The 20448-nt window shown below is 69.9% G+C and carries 21 protein-coding genes; 9 read left to right on the top strand and 12 right to left on the bottom strand.

From position 1 onward, the window contains the following. Positions 1-258: 258 nt before the first annotated feature. From ACFV61_RS19450 to ACFV61_RS19410, 9 genes are all read left to right on the top strand, one after another. The gene (locus tag ACFV61_RS19450) at positions 259-513 is read left to right on the top strand and encodes a hypothetical protein (RefSeq protein ID WP_380492897.1); all 255 of its coding nucleotides are present in this window, start codon (positions 259-261) and stop codon (positions 511-513) included. Continuing rightward, positions 513-1496, top strand: coding sequence for a hypothetical protein (locus ACFV61_RS19445; RefSeq protein WP_380492895.1), 984 nt, complete (start codon positions 513-515; stop codon positions 1494-1496). The genes ACFV61_RS19450 and ACFV61_RS19445 overlap by 1 nt, the downstream gene beginning before the upstream one ends. Positions 1497-1505: 9 nt before the next feature. Then, complete coding sequence (locus ACFV61_RS19440) at positions 1506-1751, top strand: hypothetical protein (protein ID WP_380492894.1); 246 nt, start codon at positions 1506-1508, stop codon at positions 1749-1751. Between the two features lie 60 nt (positions 1752-1811). Beyond that, positions 1812-2282: a hypothetical protein gene (locus ACFV61_RS19435; protein ID WP_380492892.1), complete on the top strand. Its 471-nt coding sequence runs from the start codon at positions 1812-1814 to the stop codon at positions 2280-2282. Between the two features lie 122 nt (positions 2283-2404). Next, positions 2405-3745, top strand: coding sequence for an aminotransferase class III-fold pyridoxal phosphate-dependent enzyme (locus tag ACFV61_RS19430; RefSeq protein WP_380492890.1), 1341 nt, complete (start codon positions 2405-2407; stop codon positions 3743-3745). Between the two features lie 115 nt (positions 3746-3860). Then, positions 3861-5093, top strand: coding sequence for a hypothetical protein (locus ACFV61_RS19425; RefSeq protein ID WP_380492888.1), 1233 nt, complete (start codon positions 3861-3863; stop codon positions 5091-5093). Between the two features lie 95 nt (positions 5094-5188). Further along, on the top strand, positions 5189-6508 hold the full coding sequence (locus ACFV61_RS19420) for a UDP-glucose dehydrogenase family protein (protein WP_380492887.1): 1320 nt from the start codon (positions 5189-5191) through the stop codon (positions 6506-6508). A 10-nt stretch (positions 6509-6518) separates the two neighbouring features. After that, on the top strand, positions 6519-6863 hold the full coding sequence (locus ACFV61_RS19415) for a hypothetical protein (RefSeq protein WP_380492886.1): 345 nt from the start codon (positions 6519-6521) through the stop codon (positions 6861-6863). A gap of 172 nt (positions 6864-7035) precedes the next feature. Beyond that, positions 7036-8211: a Scr1 family TA system antitoxin-like transcriptional regulator gene (locus tag ACFV61_RS19410; RefSeq protein ID WP_380492885.1), complete on the top strand. Its 1176-nt coding sequence runs from the start codon at positions 7036-7038 to the stop codon at positions 8209-8211. 416 nt (positions 8212-8627) lie between these two features. Here the strand turns inward: ACFV61_RS19410 and ACFV61_RS19405 are convergent, their stop codons facing one another. The 12 genes from ACFV61_RS19405 to ACFV61_RS19350 all read right to left on the bottom strand — a co-directional run. Next, positions 8628-9134 carry a hypothetical protein gene (locus tag ACFV61_RS19405; protein WP_380492883.1) on the bottom strand — a complete coding sequence of 169 codons (507 nt, stop codon included), beginning with the start codon at positions 9132-9134 and terminating at the stop codon, positions 8628-8630. Beyond that, the gene (locus ACFV61_RS19400; protein ID WP_380492881.1) at positions 9131-10573 is read right to left on the bottom strand and encodes a type IV secretory system conjugative DNA transfer family protein; all 1443 of its coding nucleotides are present in this window, start codon (positions 10571-10573) and stop codon (positions 9131-9133) included. Before ACFV61_RS19400 ends, ACFV61_RS19405 begins: the two co-directional genes overlap by 4 nt. A gap of 30 nt (positions 10574-10603) precedes the next feature. Continuing rightward, positions 10604-10867 carry a hypothetical protein gene (locus ACFV61_RS19395; RefSeq protein ID WP_380492880.1) on the bottom strand — a complete coding sequence of 88 codons (264 nt, stop codon included), beginning with the start codon at positions 10865-10867 and terminating at the stop codon, positions 10604-10606. Continuing rightward, on the bottom strand, positions 10867-11187 hold the full coding sequence (locus ACFV61_RS19390; RefSeq protein WP_380492878.1) for a DUF6238 family protein: 321 nt from the start codon (positions 11185-11187) through the stop codon (positions 10867-10869). Before ACFV61_RS19390 ends, ACFV61_RS19395 begins: the two co-directional genes overlap by 1 nt. Before the next feature lie 62 nt (positions 11188-11249). Then, a complete protein-coding gene (locus tag ACFV61_RS19385) occupies positions 11250-12677 on the bottom strand; it encodes an ATP/GTP-binding protein (RefSeq protein ID WP_380492876.1) in 1428 nt (475 codons plus the stop codon). Between the two features lie 5 nt (positions 12678-12682). Next, complete coding sequence (locus tag ACFV61_RS19380) at positions 12683-14212, bottom strand: SCO6880 family protein (protein WP_380492874.1); 1530 nt, start codon at positions 14210-14212, stop codon at positions 12683-12685. 3 nt (positions 14213-14215) lie between these two features. After that, positions 14216-16087: a hypothetical protein gene (locus ACFV61_RS19375; RefSeq protein ID WP_380492872.1), complete on the bottom strand. Its 1872-nt coding sequence runs from the start codon at positions 16085-16087 to the stop codon at positions 14216-14218. Beyond that, positions 16068-17378, bottom strand: a complete 1311-nt coding sequence (locus ACFV61_RS19370) for a hypothetical protein (RefSeq protein ID WP_380492871.1) — start codon at positions 17376-17378, stop codon at positions 16068-16070. The genes ACFV61_RS19375 and ACFV61_RS19370 overlap by 20 nt, the downstream gene beginning before the upstream one ends. A 3-nt stretch (positions 17379-17381) precedes the next feature. Then, a complete protein-coding gene (locus tag ACFV61_RS19365; RefSeq protein WP_380492869.1) occupies positions 17382-17720 on the bottom strand; it encodes a hypothetical protein in 339 nt (112 codons plus the stop codon). A gap of 49 nt (positions 17721-17769) precedes the next feature. Next, complete coding sequence (locus ACFV61_RS19360; RefSeq protein ID WP_380492867.1) at positions 17770-18747, bottom strand: NlpC/P60 family protein; 978 nt, start codon at positions 18745-18747, stop codon at positions 17770-17772. Positions 18748-18757: 10 nt separating this feature from the next. After that, positions 18758-19225, bottom strand: coding sequence for a hypothetical protein (locus ACFV61_RS19355; RefSeq protein WP_380492866.1), 468 nt, complete (start codon positions 19223-19225; stop codon positions 18758-18760). A gap of 609 nt (positions 19226-19834) precedes the next feature. Beyond that, positions 19835-20448, bottom strand: a 614-nt coding sequence (locus tag ACFV61_RS19350) for a hypothetical protein (RefSeq protein ID WP_380492864.1), incomplete at its 5' end; no start/stop codon positions are given.

Below are 20448 nucleotides of genomic sequence, written 5' to 3'. Positions count from 1 at the left end.
GCGCTGGTCAGTGCCAGCCCGAGGAACGGCAGGTTGCGCAGCAACCGCCCCATCGTGCGCAGCGCCGCGCCCACCCCGCCGGTGCCCCGGGCCTGGGGGGGGGGCCGGGCGGCGCGCGGCCCCCACGCCGCCCCGCGGCGGGGGGGGGCGGGTCGGGGTGTGGCGCCCTCGTCCTCGCCGCGCCTCCCGCCCCCATCTCCCCTGGACAAGCGGGGGTGGCGCAACAAGCCACCGACCCAGAAGAAGAAAGAGGACGGCATGAAGGACACCCAGAAGGCGACCGTGGACACCGTCCCGCCGCTGCCCAGACGGCAGCCCGGAACCCACTGGATCGAACCCGACCCGCGCTCCGGTTCGCGTCCCGTCCTCTTCCTCGGAGACCGGCCCCTGTCGTCGAGGGCGAGGCCGGCGTACGTCGCCTACTACGTCCCCCCCGGCCGCGCGGCCGGCTGGCAGCGGGCCGCCGACCTCATCGACCACCCCTCCGCCATCCGCTCCACCGGCGGCCGCTGATGGGCGGCCCGACGAAGTGGCGCTTCCTCGTCTTCAACGTCGAGCACGACCTCGGCGGTTGGCGGACGAAGGAGTGGGAGCAGTTCCACGAGTGGGTCCGCAAGCTCAACCTGGTCGCCTTCCTGCGCCAGGAGATGACGCACTCGGCTACCGACGGCCGCCGTGGCTTCCATGCCGCCCGCCAGGCCCTCGGGATGTGCGGCTTCATGGCCGCCAAGACGAATCCGGAGAGTCCGAACCCTCCGGCCGTCTTCCTCCGGGAGAATGCTCTGTTCATCGCGGCCGACTACCCGCAGATCGAGGGCTGGTGGCTCCCGGCCGCCCAGGGCCGCATCCAACACCTCGGCAGGGAGGGCGGACCCGAACTGGCCCTTGCGTCCATCCACCTCGACCCAAACTCGCCCACACAGCGGCTGATCGAGGCGGAACGGGCGGTGAAGTGGGGCGCGACCAAGCAGATCGTCGGCACGGACGGAGAGCTGTACCAGGTCGTCCAGCCGTGCATCCTCGGCGGAGACCTCAACTCCTACTCCTCTTCCCCTGATGAGCTGATCCCGCCCCCTGACTTCTCCACCGTCCTCGACAAACAGCACGTGGTGAACCGCACCCTCCGCGACCGGGCCACCCCCGACACCGGCCCCTGGGACACCTTCACCACCGCCGGATTCGCCGACCTCGCCCACCACGCCTACGCGCACCTCAGGCAGAAGAAGGCGCTCATCGGCACCACCCACTACCGCACCGACCAGGGCGCGCGGACGTCCGAGCGGCACCCGCGCATCGACTTCCTCTTCGGCAACGGCTGCATCCCGCAGGCCCTGGAGAAAGTCGAGATCGTGGAGAGCCCGGTGAAGAGCCGGATTGACCACTACGGCATCCTCGCCACCTTCGACCCCGGCGACCTCTGGGACGCGGTGGAGGAGACGGCGAGACCGCGGCTCATCGAGGAGGTTGAGGAGACCGCGACCCGGACCACCGCCTGACGCCGGCCGGTGGGCAGACACCGAAGGCTGGCCGAGCCTCGCGACGGTGACTCCGAGCAGACGGCCGACCTCACCACAGCGCTCCTCGCCGTCCTCCTGGGGGAGGAGGTCGTGCAGGAGGGGGTGACCGTGCCACCCGGCACCACCACCCCCTACCTGTACCGCCGCACCTACACCCCCGACGGCCACACCACCTACTGCATGGTTCGTGTCCACGACCTCCCCACCTATGGCTTCCCGCCCCCCGACCCCTGACCACCCGGCCGCGTCCCCGAATTGGGGAATCCGCCCCCGATCTGGAAAGGCGACCTCTCGTTGAGGAAGGACCACCCGCTCGGTTGCACTTGCGACGGCGTCTTCACCCAGCAGTACGACGAGCTCAACGAGCTGATGAAGGACGAGTTGGCGTCGTGGCCGGAGCGGGTGTCCGGGAAGAGCATCGGATCGGCGACCCACGCCGCCGCCAACAGCCGCACCCGCTGCGGCTGGCAGGTCCTCGAAGCCGACGCCCGCCGATCGCCCTGCTCCAGCGTCAGCTGCATCATGTGCCTGCGCCCCGCCGCCCTCTCCATCACCCGGATCGACGGCCGCAAGACGCGGCTGGAGCGCGGCGCCGAAGGGACCTCGCCGTCGACCCTCGACCACTGGATCAACGTGCGCGTCGGCCGCGTCGCCACGAGGGCCCTCGACGCCCGCGACCCCCGCGCCGTCGCCCGCACCCTCCGCGCCCTCGCTCTCAATCCCACCCATCGCGCCACCGTCCTGGACGTGTTCGGCGAGAGCTGACCTCCACAGGCACAGCCCGGCCGGTCCAGGTCGGCAGCCGCTCGGCGCCGCCCTCCCAACCCTGACCACCCACCGGGCCTCAACCAAGCGGTCCGGACCAGCATTGAACCGAAGGAGTCACTGTGGACCAGTACTCGGCCCGTCGCGCGCGGCTGCTGACGTCGTCCAGGCCGCTGCCGGACGTCGATGTCGTGGGGTCGAGCGGCCCGTGGCTTCACCTCGCGGACGGCCGCCGGCTCTTCGACGGAAGTTCCGGCCTGCTCTGCGCGAACGTTGGGCAGCGCAGCCCCGAGGTGTTTGCCCGGATCGAGGATCAGTTCACCCGCACCACGTTCGCCGGGGCTGCCGTTGTCCGGCCCCACATCCAGATGGAGTTGATGGACCGCCTCTGCCAGGCCGTCGGCCGCCCAGGCGACGCCGTCGCCCTCACCACCTGCGGCACCCTCGGGGTGGAGGTCGCGATCGGCCTGGCCCGCAACATCACCCGCGTCCGCAACGGCAAGCGGCGCGCCGACATTCTCACCTCCGACCTCAGCTACCACGGCAACTCCGCCCTCACCCTCGCCCTCGCCGGAAACCACGCCCGCCGCCCCCGCCCCGAGGACGGCCTCGGCCTCGGTCCCTCCTTCTCCGCCCCCTACCCCCCGACCCACGACCACGGCGACACCGGATGCGACGCCTCGTGCGCCGATGAGGTGGCGCGTGCGATCGACATCCGGGGCGCGGAGCACGTCGCCGCCGTCCTCATCGAGCCCGTCAACGGGAGCACCGGCGGCGCCTACGTCCCGCCCCCCGGATACCTGCGTCGCGTGTCGGAGATCTGCCGGGAGAGGGACGTCCTGGTTATCCACGACGAGGTCCTGACCGGCCTGTGGCGCACCGGCACACCCCTGGCCAGCCGCCATTGGGACGGCGCCGAGCCGGACATGGTCATCCTCTCCAAGGGCCTGGGAGGCGGCTACACCGGCGTCGGCGCCGTCCTGGTGTCGCCCGAGATCGCCCCGCTGATCCGGCACGAGGACGCGGACCCGCTGCCCGCGATGGGCACCATGGCCACCCACCCCCTCCAAGCCGCGGCCTGCCTCGGCGTCCTGGACGAGCTGGAGGCGATCAACCAGACCGATCTCCTCGCACGCGGACGTCAACTCGGGGCGGCCCTGCGCACTATGACCGACCTGCCGTACGTGCGGGACGTCCGAGGACTCGGCCACCTCTACGGGGTCGAGCTGGCACCCGGCATGCTCTGGCCCCTGATGGAGGCGTGCGAGAGGCGTGGCGTGTTCCTCTACCCGTTCACCGGCGCGGGCTCCCCGAAGTCGGAAGGGATCGTCGTCGCCCCTCCGCTCACCTCGACGCAGGAGGACATTGACCACCTCACCACCGCACTCTCCGGCGCGATCACCGCCCTGGCCATCGCCCGCACCCAACGCACCGCCAGCAAGGACCTGCTCGGCCACGGCTGAGCACACCCACGGGAAGGCGCGGCCGACGGGCCGCGCAGCGCCGCCTTCCTCCTGAACCTGACCAGCCACCCGGGCCCCGACGAAGCGGCCCCGGGACAGCGTTGAAGGAGACACCATGTTCTTCCCGCACCCCGTGATCGAGGACCTCACCCCGGAGCAGGTCGAGACCTGGGAGAAGCACTTCGCCGGTGACCAGCACGAGCGGCCGCGCAGCATCGAGGAGGGGATCTGGCGCCGCACCCAGGAAGAGGCGAACGCGGCGCAGTCCGGCTGGAGCGAGGACGAGAGCGGGCGCCGCCGTGTCGTCCACTACCGCAACAACTACGGGATCGACTACACCTTCCCCACCCCCCGGATCACCCTCGACAACCTCTACCTCGCCGTCTCCTTCCTCGCCCCCGGTGAGGAGATCGACGCCTACCGCGACGACCTCATCACCTGGCTCGGACAGGGCGGCTGGCGAAAGAAGGCCGGAGTGTGGTCGAAGGGCGACCTGCGCCTGACCGTCACCGAGTATGACGAGCACCCGCAGGACGAGCGGGCCTCACGCCCCACCCCGGCCGGATTCCGCAGCCTCGACGTGGAGATCGTCAACGACGGGCACAGCGTTCACCGCCGCGTCCGCGACCTCCCTTGGAACGTCCTCGCCGGAGGGATGCGGGTCAAGGAGCAGCGCGGGGAGCCGGAGATCGCCGACGACCTCACTGCCCTCCTCGACCACCTCCCCTTCCAGGTGGAGGTCGGCTGTGGCACGAGCATCGAGGCCGGCATTCCGGCCTTGCACTACTTGCACGAGGTGTACCGGGTGACCCAGCGCCGGGACAACACCCTCACCCAAGCCCACGCCTTCACTCTCACCCCCGCCGCCGACTCGCTGATTCGCGAGATGGTCCTTGGCGCCGAGCTCAAGGCCCCGGACCTGGTGGCCATGTTCCGCGCTTGCTTCCTCGCGGAGCCGACCGCGGCTCACCACGCCCTCAAGGCCCTCCAGGACGCCGGGGCGATGGTCGGCCCCGTCATCACCCACAATTTCGACGTCCTCGCCGCCCGAGCCGGCTTGGCGGAGTGCTTCGTGCGCCGGTACGACCAGAAGATCCCGCCCGTGCCGTTCGTGCCCGAGGCTCGCTCGCTCCTCGTCATCGGCCTCCACGCCGATCGTCGGGCGGTGCAGGAGCGGGCCCGTGAGCGCGGCATGAAGATCTTCTTCGTCGACCCCGAGGGCCTGATGGAGAACGGGGAGTTCAAGAGCTACCCGATCGAGGGAGCGAGGGAGGGCGACATCGTGGTCCGACAGGAGGCGATCCCCGCCCTCACCCGTCTCCGCGAACTCCTCAACATCACCATCTGACCCACCATCAACCCGAAACGATCAACCCGCGAGCAGCGGTAGCGTCCTGGGCGCACCACCCGGTGCGCCCAGGACCATCAAGGGACAGGACCACGATGCGCGTATCCGTCATTGGCTGCGGCCACCTCGGCATCCCCCACGCGGCGGGCATGGCGTCGATCGGCCATGAGGTGATCGGCGTCGACCTCGACCAGGCGAAGGTCGACCTCCTCAACTCCGGCCAGACCCCGATCTACGAGGTCGGTCTGCCGGAGCTACTGGCTAAGCACACCACGGACGGCCAGCTCAGCTTCACCACGGACATTACGAAGGTGGCCGACTGGGCCGACGTCCACTTCTTTGCCGTCGGCACGCCGATCGACGCCGACGGGCGCAGCTACGACCCGGGCCAGGTCTACGGGTCCATCCGGGCTCTCGCCCCCCACCTCACCCGCCCCTGCACGATCATCGGCAAGAGCACGGTGACGGTGGGCACGGCCGCCAACGTCACCCGGCTCGTCCAGCGACTCGCCCCCGCCGGCGCTGGAGTCGAGGTGGTCTGGAACCCGGAGTTCCTGCGTGAGGGACACGCCATCGAGGACACCCTGCGGCCGGACCGCCTCGTCGTCGGCCTCACCACTGAGAGGGCGGAGGAGGTGGTGAGGGAGGTGTTCGCGCCGATCACCGCCACCGGCACCAAGCTGATCGTCACCACACTGGAAACGGCGGAGCTGATCAAGGGCGCCGCGAACTCCTTCCTCGGCATGCGCATCTCGTTCATCAACGCCGTCGCCGACATGTGCGAAGCTGCGGGCGCCGACGTCAGCACCCTGGTCGAGGCCCTGGAGATCGACCCGCGCATCGGCGCCGGGGGCATGCACCCCGGGCCCGGCTACGGCGGCGGCTGCCTGCCCAAGGACGTCCGCGCGTTCACCGCGAGCGCCAGGATGCTCGGCGCCGAGAGCGCCATGGACCTCCTGCGTGCCGCCGAGCGGGTCAACGAGAGCCGTCCGGCCCGGGCGGTCCGTACGATCGAGGAAGTTCTCGACCGCCCGGTGGCCGGGGCCCGCGTCACCGTGTGGGGTGCCGCGTTCAAGGCGGGAACGAACGACGTGAGGGAGTCGCCGGCCCTCGCCATCGCCAGCCTCCTCCAGCAGAGCGGCGCGCACGTCACCGTGCATGACCCCCACGCCAACCCCACCGCGATCATCCGCCACCCCGAGCTGGACTATGCCGACGACCTGGCCGAGTCGTGCCGGGACGCCAACCTCCTCGTGATTGGCACGGAGTGGCCGCAGTTCGGGCAGGCCGACCCGGCCGCCCTCAAGGTCGCCGACCGCCGCGTGGTCGACCTCCGCAACGTCCTGGACGCCACCGCGTGGCGCCAGGCCGGATGGACCGTCCGGCAGCTCGGACGGCCCCAGTCCAACGAGTAGAAGGAGAACCGTGGACGAGTTCTTCAAAGCGGTTGAGGGATTGGCGGCGCGCAGTCGCGCGAGCGTGGTCGGGCTGGACGGGCTGGACGAAGAGGACGCCCGGACGTTCCAAGCCGAGACGGTCCGCGACGAGGCGGATGAGGCATTGCACGTACACCTTGCCCTCAAGGAGGTGACGGCCTGTTCAAACCAGTGCGGGCCGGAGCCGCACAATCGGGCTCAGGTGCAGGGCTGCCTGGTCGCCGCCATCATCGCCGCCGGAATTTCCCTGGTCTACAACGACCCGGAGCACTGGCGGGAGACGTTCACGGAGGGTTTCGAGCGCGCCAGGCGTGGCCACGAGAGCGCTGCCTGACGAAGCCGCACGACGGTGCCCCCCGGTCATCGTTCCGGGGGGAACCTGCCCGTCCGCCACCCGACCGGGGGCCAACCCGCCCCAGAACGTGCAGCCCTATGGACGGCGGATCGGCTTGCTGAGCCAGATCGGAGTCCGGGCAAACGATGCTCCCCACCTCTAGGAGACGACGATGGAACCGCCACCAGCACCGGTGTCGAACGGCGATCTTCGCAGCGCACCGGATCCTGGGGGTTGGGCCCGGCACCGCCTGGGCGCATGGCTGATCGGCTTACACCTGCGTCATCTGCGGACCTGTCAGGGAGCCACACTTCGCGAGCTGCAGGAACGGCTTCCTGCCGCCTCACCGGCCGGCATGCGCGGTGTCTCGCTGAGCGCTTTCTCCCGCATCGAAACCGGCGAAGGCCGGACTTTGGAGTTGGCCGCCGCGAAAGGCCGCCTAGTCGACTACCTTCACGCCTACGGCGTCGACAGGGGCCTGGCCGGCGCCGACCTCACCCAGATGGTTCAGGACCTCCCGCTACGTGAGCCGCACCGGTACTTCGACAGCGGCCCGGGTTGGACCCAACGCGTCGACCTTGCCACGCAGGAGGCCACCAACGTCCTGCTCTGGGCACCGCTCGTCATCCCACCGTCCCTACGGATCCCGGCCTACCACCGGGCGGCCATCGCCAATGCCCCGTTGATCGGCGGCGTGTGGGGTGACACGGCTCCCGCGGACCTGCGCACACTGCCCGGCCCCGGCTGCGACGCCTGCCGTGCCTACCGGTCCCCGGCGATCGACGACCCCGGGGGCGGCCCGATGGTCGCCGCCTACTTCCAGGCCGTCACCCGCAACCGCCGGGCCGCCTTCGAGACACGCATCGCCGAGCCGCGGCCCACCGCGGCGGTGTTGCTGTCCGAGGCGGTGTTGCACCTTCAGACGGGCGGTCCTGACGTCCACGCTCGCCAACTCAGGTACCTGGCCCGCCTCGTACGCGACACGGCCTTGGACCTCCGCATCCATCCGCTCTCGCGGCCTCTCGCTCTCCCGCCTCACCACACCGCTTATCTGGGGTACAGGACCGGCACGGTCATCTGCGTGGAGGAGCAGAGAGCGGCCAGCTACATCGCCGCTACTGGGGACCGGCGCTCTGATCTGTCCGACCCCTACCAGGCCTTGGAGAGGGCCGCGACACCGCAGGAGAGCGTACGCCTGCTCTACCGAGCTGCCGACGCCCTCACGGAGGGGCGGGTGGTCACCCATGATGTGCTGTACGGAGATCCGGACGGGCGGACCCCCGACATCTACGGTAGTGCTCGCCGTCCGGCCTCCGTCGCCGACCGTGCAGCGTTAGATCGCGGGTGACGCTGGTGTCTCTGGCGAGGCCGGTTCTGGGACGGCTGCTGTGCTGTACGTCGGCCGTCGCCGTTCTGTCCCAGCTGGTTGATCATGTGGAGCCGACGCGTCAGGTCGGGCCTCTGAAGTCTCCCTCGCTATGAGCTTCGTGAACACTTGCTTCGCACGGTCCAGGGACAACCGCGTGGCACCGAACGGCCCCACCTCGTATCCGATTCGGTGGCCATGGAGTTGCAGTTCCGCCACAGCCTGAATTCCGGAGTCGATCTCTGGCACGTCGCCCGGTGGCGTGAGCGCGTGGAGCTCTTCCTTCCACTCCCAACCGAGGTCGCGAAGCACGGTTCGAGCCTCTTCCTGTTCCCAGCCGCTTCGCGCCACCAGGCCGTGGCGGGGGTCTGTCGAGAAGACCATGTTGGGGTTGGTCATCAACTTGCCGTCTCCCTTACTCGTACTGCGGGCTCTGGTTCTTCGGCTTCTTCGGTGGCCTGCGCAGGCCAGGCTGCGAGCTGGAAGCGTGCCGGTCGGTCGTCATGGCGGCCGACTCGGCATTCGTCGCCCGCCTTTCCGAGGACTTTGTTCATGCGGATCAGGAACCGGTCGTACTGCTCGTGCCAGACGACGGTGGAGCCGGGGTCTGCGTAGGCGTCGTCCCGGGCGAAGGCCAAGCCGGCGATCTCGTATCCCAGGCCCTCGTGCTTCTTCCAGCAGGGCGGGATCACGTCCTGCGGCTGCCAGGCATACGTCTGGTTCAGCCAGCGGCACACCGAGTTCAGCCACGCGGGCATCGGCTCGACCAGCTCGGCCGGCAGGGCACCGAGGTCCCACGGCGGGGGGCCGTCGACCACGGACTCCTCCGCGCTCCGCTCCGCGATGTACTCCAGGATCAGCGCGGGCGGCTCGGGGAAGGGCTTGAACTGCGCGAGCGGATTCACGCGGCGGCCCCCTGCGCAGCCCAGACGGCGGCGTGCGCCGCAGCCTGCTTCTCCTTCGCCGCGGACCGCCGACGGCGCTCCAGCTCGTTCGCTTCACGCAGCTGGTGGACGTGAGCTTCGATCTCCGGCCAGGACTCCCAAGTCCACATGCCGTCGAAGCGGCTGATCACGGGCGGAAGGTTGTCCGCGAGCACGAGCGCGTGGCCTTCCGGGAGCGACCTGATCTCGTCGGCCCGCAGGACCGGCTCCAGTGCCATGTGCGTGGCGGTCGAGTGGCTTCCGCGGTCTCCGCCGCCGGTGGTCTTCGTGGTGCGCTCGCGCTCGACCTGACCGCACAGATCGGACATGTCCCTCAAAAAAGCAGGGTCCTTCGCTCCGCCGAAGACGACGACGTTGTTGGTGAAGCTCGCCAACTCGTTCGCGGTATCTTCGCCGAACCGGGCGCGGGCCGATGCCCAGCCCTGGAGACCGTAGATCACGATGCTGCCCCGGCCGCGGCCGTCCGCGACGCGCTGCCGCAGGGAGGGGATGGGTGCGACGTTCGGCGCTTCGTCCAGCCCCGCGAGGAGAGGTGGGTCGAGTCGGCCGGCGGGGGAGGCGAGGGCGTGAGCTTCTGCGACGTCGAGCAGGTCTTCCGTGATCGCGGTGGTCAGCGGCGTCACGCTGTTGACCTCGGAGTCCTTGCCGAGCAGGTAGATGGTGCCGCCTGCGTCGAGGAGTTCGGTGAAGTCGGTGGGTTCCTCGCCGTCCCCTTGCAGGGCCCGGACGACCGATTCGTGCATGAACGGTTCGAGGGCTGCATCCAGGGTCGTGGCGGTGTTGCCGACGGTCCGGCTGTCGCCGGTCGTGGCGGTTCGGAGCATGTCCGCCCAGCCGGGGCCAGCGCCGGGGTGGGCGTTGAGGATGCCGAGCGGAGCGGGGTCGGTCAGCTTGCGCGCCCACTTCAACACCCACTCCAGGCCCGCTCCGTCGAGGTCGGCGGCGTGGAGGTAGGCCGCGAGGATCTTGGCAGCCTGGCCCTTGTAGAAGGCCGCGCCCTCGCTGGACTGCGCGGCGGCGCCGGGAGCGCGCGAGCCGGCGACGAACGCCTTGCCGCGCGACATCGCGGTCTCCGTCTCGGCGGCGCCGGCGATCGGCGTCCACCGGAACTTCGGCAGGGAGGGGGCGATGTTCTGCGGGTCGAAGACCAGGACCGGACGTCCGCCGGTGCGCCGGGCGTCGAGGGTCAGTTCGACCAGGTCCGGCTTCGTGGAGGTGGCCAGCACCGGCCCGGGCCACCGGCGGATGGTCGGGGCGAAGAAGCGCAGGGTCTTCCCGCTGCCCATGGGGCCGATGACCCTGCACGCCTTGTCGGCGCGGGAGAACAGTTCGACGCCCTTCGGGCGCTGGGAGATGCCCAGCGAGTAGCCGAACTCGTACGGGGAGAGCGGGTTTTGCATGACGTGCTCCGGAGCGAGGGGAGAGGTGGGTCAGCGGGTGGCGGATCGTTTCTTCGCGAGCTCCACCATCGACGTGCGGCGCGGGCGGTCGTCACCGCGGGTGAGAGAGGGGCGGATCTCCGTGGCCTTGAGGACGGCCTTGGCTGACAACTGCCGCTTGAGCAAAGCCCTGTCGGCGAATCCCGCATTGCGGGCAGCCCGCTTCATCAGCAGCCAGACGGTGGCCAGGGCCACCGCGCACACGGCGGCGATGGCGTACAGGGCCACGGAGATCCCGCTGGGCATGACGTCCACTACGCAGCCTTCTGTCCGGCCCAGGCGGCGAGGTAGCGCATGCGCCGGCCGCAGAGCTGGGAGATCGCCGCATCGGGTCCGGCACATCGTGGCGGAGCCTGGTGGAACGCCCCGTGCAGATCTTCCGCCGCACGCCAGAGGTGGGTGACGGCGGTACGGACGCGGCCTCCGGCGGCGGAGTAGTCGCCGTGGTCGAGGGCGGTGGCCAGTACCTTCGTCCGCCGGGCGAGTTCGAGGGCATCGGCGTGTAGCTGGTTGATGTCCCCGCGCACGGCGTGCTGGTCGGCCGGAAGCGAGGGCCCGGCGGCGTTGATGGTCATGGGGCGAGTCCGTTCCGGATCTGTCTGGACGGGGCCGGTGGAGAAGAGGTGGCGGGGCCCGTTCATGCGGCATCCGGGTAGCTGTTGGAGACATCGGTCATCGACCCGGAGGAGAAACACAAGTGCTGCTCCGCCGCCACCAGGAGGTGCTGTACGGCGGGGTAGATCACCTCTCCAACCACCCACAGCGCAATTCCCCGGCGAAGGCGCGTGATGTGGTCCGCCGTCCACCCCGGCAGGCCAAGTCTGGCCACGGTGGCTTCCGCTTCGGCCTTTTTCATTGAATAAATGACCACGGTATCGGCCATTTTCAGCGCTGCCTGAGTCTCCGGGGAGTCGTCGATATCCGACAGGTGGTGAACAATGAAAATGCACGACAATCCCAGGCCACGTGCGAACTTCAAAAACTTTTCGAGCAGGGCGGCCAATTGAGGAGTGCCGAGAATGTGCCACGCTTCTTCGGCGATGAGGATGCGCTTGCGCTGGCTGTAGCGTCGGCAGCCCGTTGCCGGGTTCGGACCCACCTCCCAGGCACCGGAGTCCTGGTCGACCACGACGCGCTCGTGCTGGCTCGGCTCTGTCCCGCACTCGCACCGGCTCCTCAGCCAGACCTCTTCGAGGAAGACGGAGATCACGGCGACGAGGATGGTCATGGCGACGCCGCCACTCGGGACCTTGGTGAGGTCGAAGACCACCATGTCGGTGTCGAGCCCCACGCCGAGGCTGGTCGGGCCGTCGAGCATGCCGACGAGGTCACCCGTCGAGTCCTGCTCGCTGCCGCACAGCCGGTCGAGGACGTAGGACGCTTCGAGGCCGTCGGCGAGAAGTTCGTCCCGCGTCCGCTGCTTGGCAGCGGCGTCGGCCTCCTCGGGGGCCCGAAGCGCGGCGGCGACGTCCGCGAGCACCGGCGTGCGGCCGAGGGCGTCGGCCCGCTGGTGGGCCAAGCGGATCGCAATCCTCAAGGCGGAGCCGGCGAACTCATTCAAGGACTTGCCCAGGCCGAGCTCAACGATCGTCCTGACCAGCTCCACCTGCCTTTTGCCCGAGATGGCGGGGTCCATCGGGTTGATGCAGGAGGCGCCGGGGCCGCCGCCCGGGGCGAACTTCACCGGGGCCTTGCCGGTGAGCGAGCGGCCGAGCGCCGCCCATTCACCCTCTTCCCTTTCTGCCTGCCCCTTTGTGTCAAGTACCACGACTTGCCTGCCGAGGCGAATTTGCCGGGCAGCGTAAGTCTTGGTGAGGGAACTCTTTCCGCGACCGGTGTCGCCCATGACGATCATGTTTCCGCCGGGCAGGCCGTCCCCGAATGCACTGAAAGGGCAGTAAATAAAAGCCTTTCCGGAATACAATTCGCGGCCGATGATCGCGCCTGCGCTGCCCAAGGTCGGCGGAGCCACTGGCAGGTACAGGGCCTGGCTGGTGGTCGTCTCCGTGTAGAGCGGGCGGCGCACGGTCTGGTGCATCGGGGACAGCGGGGCGAGGGTGAGCATGCCGGTCACAGGATGCCCCCGGCGAACGGGAGGGTGTTGGCGAAGGAACGGGCGTGTTCGAGGTCGAGCCACTCGATTCGCAGGCCGCCGGCGTTGCGGGCGCGGGAAGCCGTCGTTCGCTTGGTGCGCTCCAGCTCCTCGACGCTGCGCGCGGAGATGGTGATGTAGCCGACGACCGCGGAGCCGGCCGCGCCGGAAGAGGCCAGGGCCATGCCGCGTGAACCGGTGGCGCTCGCGGCGATCTGGTCGCGGGGGTCGATGTTCTTGCCGCGCTGACGATTGCGGTGCATCTCCGCCTGATTGTTCGTATCTTCGGAGAGCATGCGTTCCACGGCCTTGTCGTTCGGCTCCAGCTGCTGCGTGATGGAGATCGTGCGGATCACGTCGGGCATCCCGATCAGCAGCGGCGACAGGAAGCCGGGGCCAACCGGCGTAGTGGGCCAGACCTTCACGTACGCCGTGGCGTGGTACCAGCTGTCGGTGCTGCCCGCCGCGCGGGTGGCCACGTGCGCGCCGTCGCGGACGTCGACGTTGCGGGGGAAGGCGTGGGCCTGCGGGAGGTCGGTGTCCCAGATGGCGTGGTCAGGGTCGAACGAGTTGCGGATGAGGGCCGTCAACTTGCCTTCGTCCAGGGGCGCGACCACCGACAGCTCGGCGTCCTCGGCACGGGCCCACAGCTCGTCCAGGTACATCGCCATCGCGGCGGCGATCCCCTCGTCACCCGTTCCTCGCGCCGAACCCTCGGCAGCCAGGTCCCGGGTGAACTTCGCGTGGATGGTGATGTAATACCTGTGCTCCTCCGCCGAGGTAGACACCGCGCGGGCCAGGACGTCATAGGAGTCCTTGAGCCACTGCGGGGCGTTGGCCGTGGCCGCGGACTGGTCGCGTTGCGCGACGAACCGCTGGTGGGCGTACGGGTCGCTCTTCATCTGCCGAGCGAGGACCTGAACTCGCTTCACCGGGTGTTCTTCCACGTTGCCGAACGCATCGAGAACCTCACCCCAGCGCTCCAGCGCGACCACCTGCTCCGCGACGTCCTTCCCGCCGAGGCCGGGAGAGGTGACCTCCAGGGTGGCGGTGACGCAGCCGGCTTCCGGCTGGAGGACGATGACAGCCTGCTGCCCGCGGACCGTGACCGGTACCCACGTCATGCCCGCGATGCCCTCGGGCTCCGCGAGCGCGGCGTCCGGCGGCGTGCCGTCGCGGCGCACGCCCGCCTCGACGGCGGGCGACACCCAGACGCCGCCGGTACGGCGAAGCGCTTGGCGGTGGTAGCGGCTGATCCGCCACCAGCGGTACAGGGAGCGCCGCTGTGAGGTGCCCTTCGGCCGGTACGGGGCGTAGACGATCACCAGGGCGATCAGGATCGGCACCACGAGGCCGGTTGCCGCGAGGGCTGTCTCGCCGCTGAAAGTGAAGCCGAGCAGGAGGCCGAGCGCGGCACCGCTGCCGAGAACGACCTGCTCGCCGAGGTCGCGGCGGCCTACCAGGCCCGTGGGGCGGTGCTTTCCGAACTGATACGTACGAGTCGACATGGGTCATCGGTCCTTGCTGGGGGCCGGTCGGCCGGGTGCCTGTCCGCCAGCTGGCCGCGACTGCGGCGTGGGCGAGGCGGAGGGCCCGGGGCCCGGGGTGGTTCCTGAGGAGGGGGAGGGGGAGGAGTGCGTCGTTGCCGGGCGAGGTGCCGGTGCCGACGGGGGCGCCGGTGCCGGGGCGGGCGCTGCCGGGGGCGGAGCCTGCGGCGGGAGAGGCCGTGCGGGGCGCGGTGTTTCGCCGGTGCCGCTCGCGCGCGCGGGTGCGGTGTTGCCGCTGGCGGCGGGCCCGGCCGGGGCCGAGCCGACGACCGGCGCGGAACTCGGGCCTTGTGGGCGGGTGGTGGCCGGAGCCTCGGAGGCGGCGTGGCTGCTGGCCGCGGACCAGTCCGGGGTCGAGCCGACGACCGGGCTGGAGGTGCTGTCCCCCGGGCGGGCGGTGGATGGAGCCTCGGAGGCGGCGTGGCTGCTGGCCGCGGACCAGTCCGGGGTCGAGCCGACGACCGGGCTGGAGGTGGTGCCCTCCGGCTGGCCGGCCGGGACACCTGGTGCTCCGGAGGGGCCGTCGCCCTCGGGCTGGTGCTGGGCTTGGTCGGAGCCGAGGCCACCGTTGGCGGCGTCGGTGCCCTGCGCGCCGGGGGAGCTGGCGGCCTTGTTCTTGGCCATGTCGAGCCCGGCCTTGGCCACGGCCGCCCCTACGGCGACGGGCCCGCCTGCTGCGGCGGTGCCGCCGCCCATCTTGGCCCCGGCCGCCTTGGCGCCGGCGGACTTCCCGCCGCCGCCCACCAAGGAGTCCTGCACCCGGGAGTTGATCGCCCGGTTCGCGTGCTGCCCGGGGCCGTCGATCGCAGCGGCCGGGCCGGAGGACTGGGCCGTCTTCCGGGTGTGGTGGAGTTCGGCCATCTGGTCGCCGAAGGCCGGCACCCACTTGTAGAGCGTGGCGCTTGCGAAGACGGCGAGCAGGAGGATCAGTGCGCCGACCAGCGTCTTCGAGACCGCGTCGGACATGGAGCCCGTGCTGTCGCTGAGGACGGCGCCGCCCAGGCCCAGCAGGGCGAAGAGGACGGGCTTGCTGAGGCCGATGGCGAAGATGCCGCCCAGCCACTTCTTGCTCTTGTTCCACAGGTCGCGGTCGACCAATCCGGCGTTCACGATGGGCCCGAGCGCGACGGCCACGTAGATCGCGGCGCCGCGGATCAGCAGCTCGACCCACATCAGCAGCGCGCCGAGCATCATGATCAAGTTGACGACCAGCAGCTGCCCCACACCCTCCGTGGGGTTCCCCGCCATCACCGTGAGGATGTTCTCCAGGAACGGCTTGAAATTCTCCGTCGCATAGGGCTCGAAGACGGCCGTGACCTCGTCGATTGCCTTGAGCAGCAGTGCGAGGGCCCCCGGCGTCAGCGCGTTGACGGTGAACTGGAGCACCAGAAAGCCGATCGCCTCGCCCACGGCCGTGGTGACGCTGACTCCGCGAACCGCCCGCTTGGCCACGGCGATCAGCCACAGCGCCACGGTGAGCAGGCTGGAGGCCGCAAAGATGATCGTGTACTGCTTCAGAAAGCCCGGCGAGGTCAGGTCGACCTTCGTCGTCGCTTGGATCAACTCCAGCATTTTGCGCAAAAACCACAGGTTGGCCTCCGTCAGCTTCTGCAACAGGAAGCCGAGGGGGTCCTTGGCGAAGTCAATCGCGGCCTTGATCTCACACACCATCGGGATGTTGCAGAAGATGGAGTCCGCCCGCGCGGCCGGGATGACGAAGAACCCGATGACCACGTTGACCACGGCGATCGTCCGGAGCCGGCGCCACCATCGGCTCGGCACGCTCTGTTCGACCCGCAGCAGACCAGGCGCGTCATCACGCAGTCGCAGGCGCATTGTCGACACCCCCCACCGCGGAGAAGCTGTCGGCCGAGTCCGCCTGCTGCATCGCGGGCGGACTCGGCACGAGCGGTGCGGACGGCGTGACGGCGGTCGTCTTCCACGTCCCGTCCGCCCAGACGAGATCCACGGTCATCCGCAGGAAGCCGACCTGCGGGCGGAGGGCCTCCTCCTTGCCTGCGACCCCGCCGGCCGATGCGGTCCACAGCTCGATGCTCGCGGCCTGGCCGGAGCAGGAGATGGTGCGGGTCGCAAGGGCCGCCGTCCGGGTGATCAGCTCGCTTCCGTCCGCCGACTTGCCGTCCCTGTCGACTCCGCGGTTCTCCACTACCAGGCGGGCCGTCGAGTCCGCGTCCGACGTCACCGACTTGAGCACGGTCGGTGCTGCGGTGGCGGCCAGCATCCGGTGCCGCCAGGCGTCATCGGTGAAGAACCGCGGGTCGCCGTAGAGCATGACGGCGCTGACAGCAGCGGCCCGGGCGCCCTGCTCGTTCTGCTCGTACGGCGCGGGGAGGCCGTCCGGCCGGGTCGCGCCGGTCACGACCGGATCGTCCGCAGCGGTCGGCACGTAGCCGGAGAAGTCCCTGGCGACGCTTGCCGTCTGCCGTGCGTCGATCGGGGCGACCAGCCCTGCTGTGCTCGAACTGTCCTTGAGCTTCCAGTCGTTGGCCTCCCAGACCAGGGTGACCGTCACCGACCGGTACCCCGCTACCGGGGTAGCGTGCCCGGCCGCGCTGCCGCGGACCGTCGTCGTCCACAGCCGGACCATGGCCCCCTGGTCGTCGTAGCCCAGGACGTGGGCGGAGAGGACACCGGTACGGGCGATGGCCTGATCGGTGGAGACCTCCGGGTTGTCGCCCCGGAGGGAGGCGACCGCCTGGGCGGCGGACAGGTCGGCCTTCTTGCCGGCTGTGTCGGCGGCGTCCCGGGCGGCCATGGCCGCCAGCATCCGGTGCCGACGCTCGCTGTTCGTGAGGAAGGCGGCGCTGCCGCTGAGCACGGTGTAGTTGGCCGCCGCAGCCTTTGCGCCGGCCTGCGTGTGCGGGTAGCCCACCGGGACACCGTCGACTTCCCGGGCCCGCTCCACGTTCACCTGCGGGGCTGCGTGTGCGGGCGAGGACGCCGAGGGGGCGGGCGTGGACGGCCTGCCGGTGGCGAAGCTGACGATCACCCCGGCCACGGTGACGACCGCGACCCCGCCAGTGGCGATGCCCGAGAGCTTGGCGGCGGGCCGGGGCGGTCCGGCCGCCCGTGAAGAATCGTTTCCCCTACGGATTCGAGAGGCCATGGGTCACACGCCCATGCCGTAGGTGATGCCGAAGATCGTGCCGAAGGAGGCCACGAGGAAGACCACGGTCAGGCCGCCGACCATCAGGCCCTTGCCACGGCTGCTTTCCATCGTGGAGTGGCCCTCGCCGAACCACCCCTTGCTCTTCCCCACGCCAGCCAAGAACGCACCGGCACCGATGACGAGGACGACAGCGGCGATGACACCGAGGATCACCTTGGCCGTGCCGCCCAGCTTCCCGAAGGGGCCCCAGTCCGGCGTAACGCCGCTTACGACGTCGGCACCCGCGGCGAGGGTCGTGTGCAGGGAGGGATCGGCAGCGGCAGACAGGAGGTTGTACATTTTCAGACCCTTTGGTGCGTTAGGGATGGAATAGAGGGTTTTGTGGCGATTAGCCGACGTGCCGCATGGCGATGATCTGCGGCGTCCAGACGCTGAGCGGCTGGATGCGGACCTGAGCGCCCGTGTGCGGGGCCTCGATCACCTCGTTGTTGCCGATGTACATGCCGACGTGCTCGGGGCCGGCCGCGCCGGGGACGCTGAACAGCAAGTCCCCCGGGGTCAGTTGAGAAATGCTGGCGACCGGCGTTCCGGCGTTGACCTGGTCGTAGGTCACCCTCGGCAGGTTCACGCCAGCTGAGGCCCAGGCCATCTTGGTGAGCGACGAGCAGTCGCAGCCGCTCGCGCCCGTGTACGGCGACTCGCAGGGGCCGCCCCACAGGTACCAAGTCCCCAGTGCGGTCTTCGCGGCGGAGATCGCGCGGGTGGCCCCCTCGCCGGCCGGGAGGTTCGGCTGGACGGCATCCGCCCACTTCGCCGCCAGGTCGCGGATGTTGCGGACGTAGTCGCGGGTCTCCTGATACGGGGGGATGCCGCCGTACTTGATCACGGCCCCGCCGCCCGCGTTGTAGGCGGCCAGCATGTTCTCCGTGGAGTCCCCCGCCACGCCTTTGACTTCGTCGGCCAGGACGCAGTCGTACTTGGCCTGCGCGGCGATGGCGTCGGCCGCGTTGAAGACGTCCTTGATGCCGTCGCCATCTCCGTCCACGCCGTACTGGGCCCAGGTCCCGGGCATGAACTGCGCGATGCCTTGGGCGCCGACCGGCGACACCGCTTTGGGGTCGAAGTTCGATTCGGTGTAGAGCTGGGCCGCTAGGAGCGAGGCCGTCACCTGCGGGCATTCGCCCGCGTGCTTGTTGATGAGTTCGCGGACCCAGCCTGGAACCGGCGTGTCCGTTGCGATCCCGCCGCCCGGACCGGTTTCCTTGGCCGATGCGCTGTCGGCTCCGCCGAAGGTGGTCAGCAGGGCCATGCCCGTGAGGAGCACGGCCGAGGCGAGGCCCAGGCCGAACTGAGTGCCCTTGTTCATCGAGGCCCCGTCACGCCCAGGGCAAGGCGGTGACCCGCCAGCCCAGGGAGGTCTGCTCAAGCCGCAGGGCGAGCTGTTCGCCGCTCCGCCGCTCGGGTCCGGAGGCCGGGACCGTGGTGAGGGTGTAACCCACCCGGGCCAGGACGACGGACCCGGTCGGAGCCGGTGCGCCGTCGGGGACCGCCGTGGAGGTGATCTCGACCGTCTGCCGGGCCTTCTCGGCGCGGAGCGCTGCCCACGCCGCATCCTGACTGGGGCGCTTCTGGCTGAGGACGGCCACCAGGTCGCCGGACGCGAACTGGGAGGCGCGGGCTCCGGCCGCGGCGAAGTCGCGGTCCTTGCCGTCGCGGGCATCGTGCTCGGCGTAGGCCACGGTGAACGCCCGCGCGGTCTGCTCGACGTCCGCCGGCAGGGCGGTGCTCGGTGGTGCAGCCGGGGTTTCTGCCGCGCGGACCGTGGTCGGCTCCGTGATGCCCACCGAGACGTTGTTGGGCCGCACGGCCGGCGGGCGGGAGGGGGTGCCCGGTCCGCTGGAGCAACCGCTTGAGAGCGCGGCCAGCGTGCCGAGGCATCCCAGGGCCGCGGATATACGTATGAAACGGCTGGATGGAGGCATGCGGAATCCACAATCTCGGTGCAAGGGAATTTCGAAGGGCGGGTGTTGCGGCCGCGGGGGAGAGGGCCGCAACACCCCTTCGCAGAGGAGGGGGTACGCCTCTGCGGGCTTTATCGGCGGTTGGTCGCCGTGAAATTCACGGACCGGGGAGGCTTGTGTGCCGTGCCCTATCCGCTGGGTTTTGGCTGGTCCGGTCGGCAGACCTTCAAGCAGGTCAGATGCCGACTCCAGTGCACGTCAGCCTGTGGCATAGTTCAGGAGAAGGTGCGCGAAAAGCAGTCACTCATATCAAGGCCATCAGCCCCTCTTCGGGATTAGCGGGGACCCAATGGGCCTCCCATGGGCCTAAATCGCCTTTTGGCGTTGGCCGTGCCTAGATCCTCGCAGAGGTCTGCGGACAACTCGAATCAGCAAAAAAGCCGGAACCTAATTCCTAGAATTAGGTTCCGGCTTCTCGGATAGGAGGCTGGTTCAGCCTCCCTGGCGAAGGTGCTCGATCGCCACCCCGAGCCACGGCACGGCAGGTCCGGCGACCAGCAGCGGGGCGCACACGCTGTACGAGAGCACGAGTTCGCCGGGCCCCGCCGTGAGGTCGCTGAGGTCGCTGAGGAGGCAGTGGTCGAACGGCATCCAGGTCCGCGAGTTGGCCGGCCTGAGCCGCACTCCTGCGGTGGTCAGGACGAGGCGGGCCGGGGTGTGGTCACGCCACTGCGGCACGGCGGCGGCCTCGGCCTCCCTCCGCCGCCGTGCATCGAGCGCCGCGTTGGGCACCCACTGGCGGCCGAACGTCGGGTGGTTCTCGAAATACCCGGTCGACCGCGGATGCACGACGTCGTCAGTCCCGTAGAACCGGGCGGCCGAACACTGCACGTCGGCGAAGGCGAACTCCCCCTCAGCCAGCGGGACGTCCGTGACCTCGACCGGCACCAGCCGGCCCCCGTTCTGGAGGTGAGCCGCGAGCGCGGAGGCCGCGTGCACGCCTTCGGCGCGGGCGATCTCCTCGGCGTGGTTCTGGCGGCGCCGCCACATAGCTGGTCCTTCCTGGTCGACGGGGCCGGGCGCGGTCGCTGCGGCGTGGACAGGAG

It is taken from the genome of Kitasatospora sp. NPDC059817 (assembly GCF_042731835.1).
Lineage (GTDB): Bacteria > Actinomycetota > Actinomycetes > Streptomycetales > Streptomycetaceae > Kitasatospora.
This window is presented reverse-complemented; position numbering and strand designations above follow the sequence as displayed.

What these genes read in the sequence shown, in the direction of transcription:
- ACFV61_RS19360 (WP_380492867.1), bottom strand. Translation starts at nt 18,747, where the DNA reads ATGAACAAGGGCACTCAGTTCGGCCTGGGCCTCGCCTCGGCCGTGCTC.
- ACFV61_RS19390 (WP_380492878.1), bottom strand. Translation starts at nt 11,187, where the DNA reads ATGACCATCAACGCCGCCGGGCCCTCGCTTCCGGCCGACCAGCACGCC.
- ACFV61_RS19445 (WP_380492895.1), top strand. Translation starts at nt 513, where the DNA reads ATGGGCGGCCCGACGAAGTGGCGCTTCCTCGTCTTCAACGTCGAGCAC.
- ACFV61_RS19450 (WP_380492897.1), top strand. Translation starts at nt 259, where the DNA reads ATGAAGGACACCCAGAAGGCGACCGTGGACACCGTCCCGCCGCTGCCC.
- ACFV61_RS19365 (WP_380492869.1), bottom strand. Translation starts at nt 17,720, where the DNA reads ATGTACAACCTCCTGTCTGCCGCTGCCGATCCCTCCCTGCACACGACC.
- ACFV61_RS19420 (WP_380492887.1), top strand. Translation starts at nt 5,189, where the DNA reads ATGCGCGTATCCGTCATTGGCTGCGGCCACCTCGGCATCCCCCACGCG.
- ACFV61_RS19370 (WP_380492871.1), bottom strand. Translation starts at nt 17,378, where the DNA reads ATGGCCTCTCGAATCCGTAGGGGAAACGATTCTTCACGGGCGGCCGGA.
- ACFV61_RS19400 (WP_380492881.1), bottom strand. Translation starts at nt 10,573, where the DNA reads ATGCAAAACCCGCTCTCCCCGTACGAGTTCGGCTACTCGCTGGGCATC.
- ACFV61_RS19375 (WP_380492872.1), bottom strand. Translation starts at nt 16,087, where the DNA reads ATGCGCCTGCGACTGCGTGATGACGCGCCTGGTCTGCTGCGGGTCGAA.
- ACFV61_RS19425 (WP_380492888.1), top strand. Translation starts at nt 3,861, where the DNA reads ATGTTCTTCCCGCACCCCGTGATCGAGGACCTCACCCCGGAGCAGGTC.
- ACFV61_RS19380 (WP_380492874.1), bottom strand. Translation starts at nt 14,212, where the DNA reads ATGTCGACTCGTACGTATCAGTTCGGAAAGCACCGCCCCACGGGCCTG.
- ACFV61_RS19385 (WP_380492876.1), bottom strand. Translation starts at nt 12,677, where the DNA reads ATGCTCACCCTCGCCCCGCTGTCCCCGATGCACCAGACCGTGCGCCGC.
- ACFV61_RS19410 (WP_380492885.1), top strand. Translation starts at nt 7,036, where the DNA reads ATGGAACCGCCACCAGCACCGGTGTCGAACGGCGATCTTCGCAGCGCA.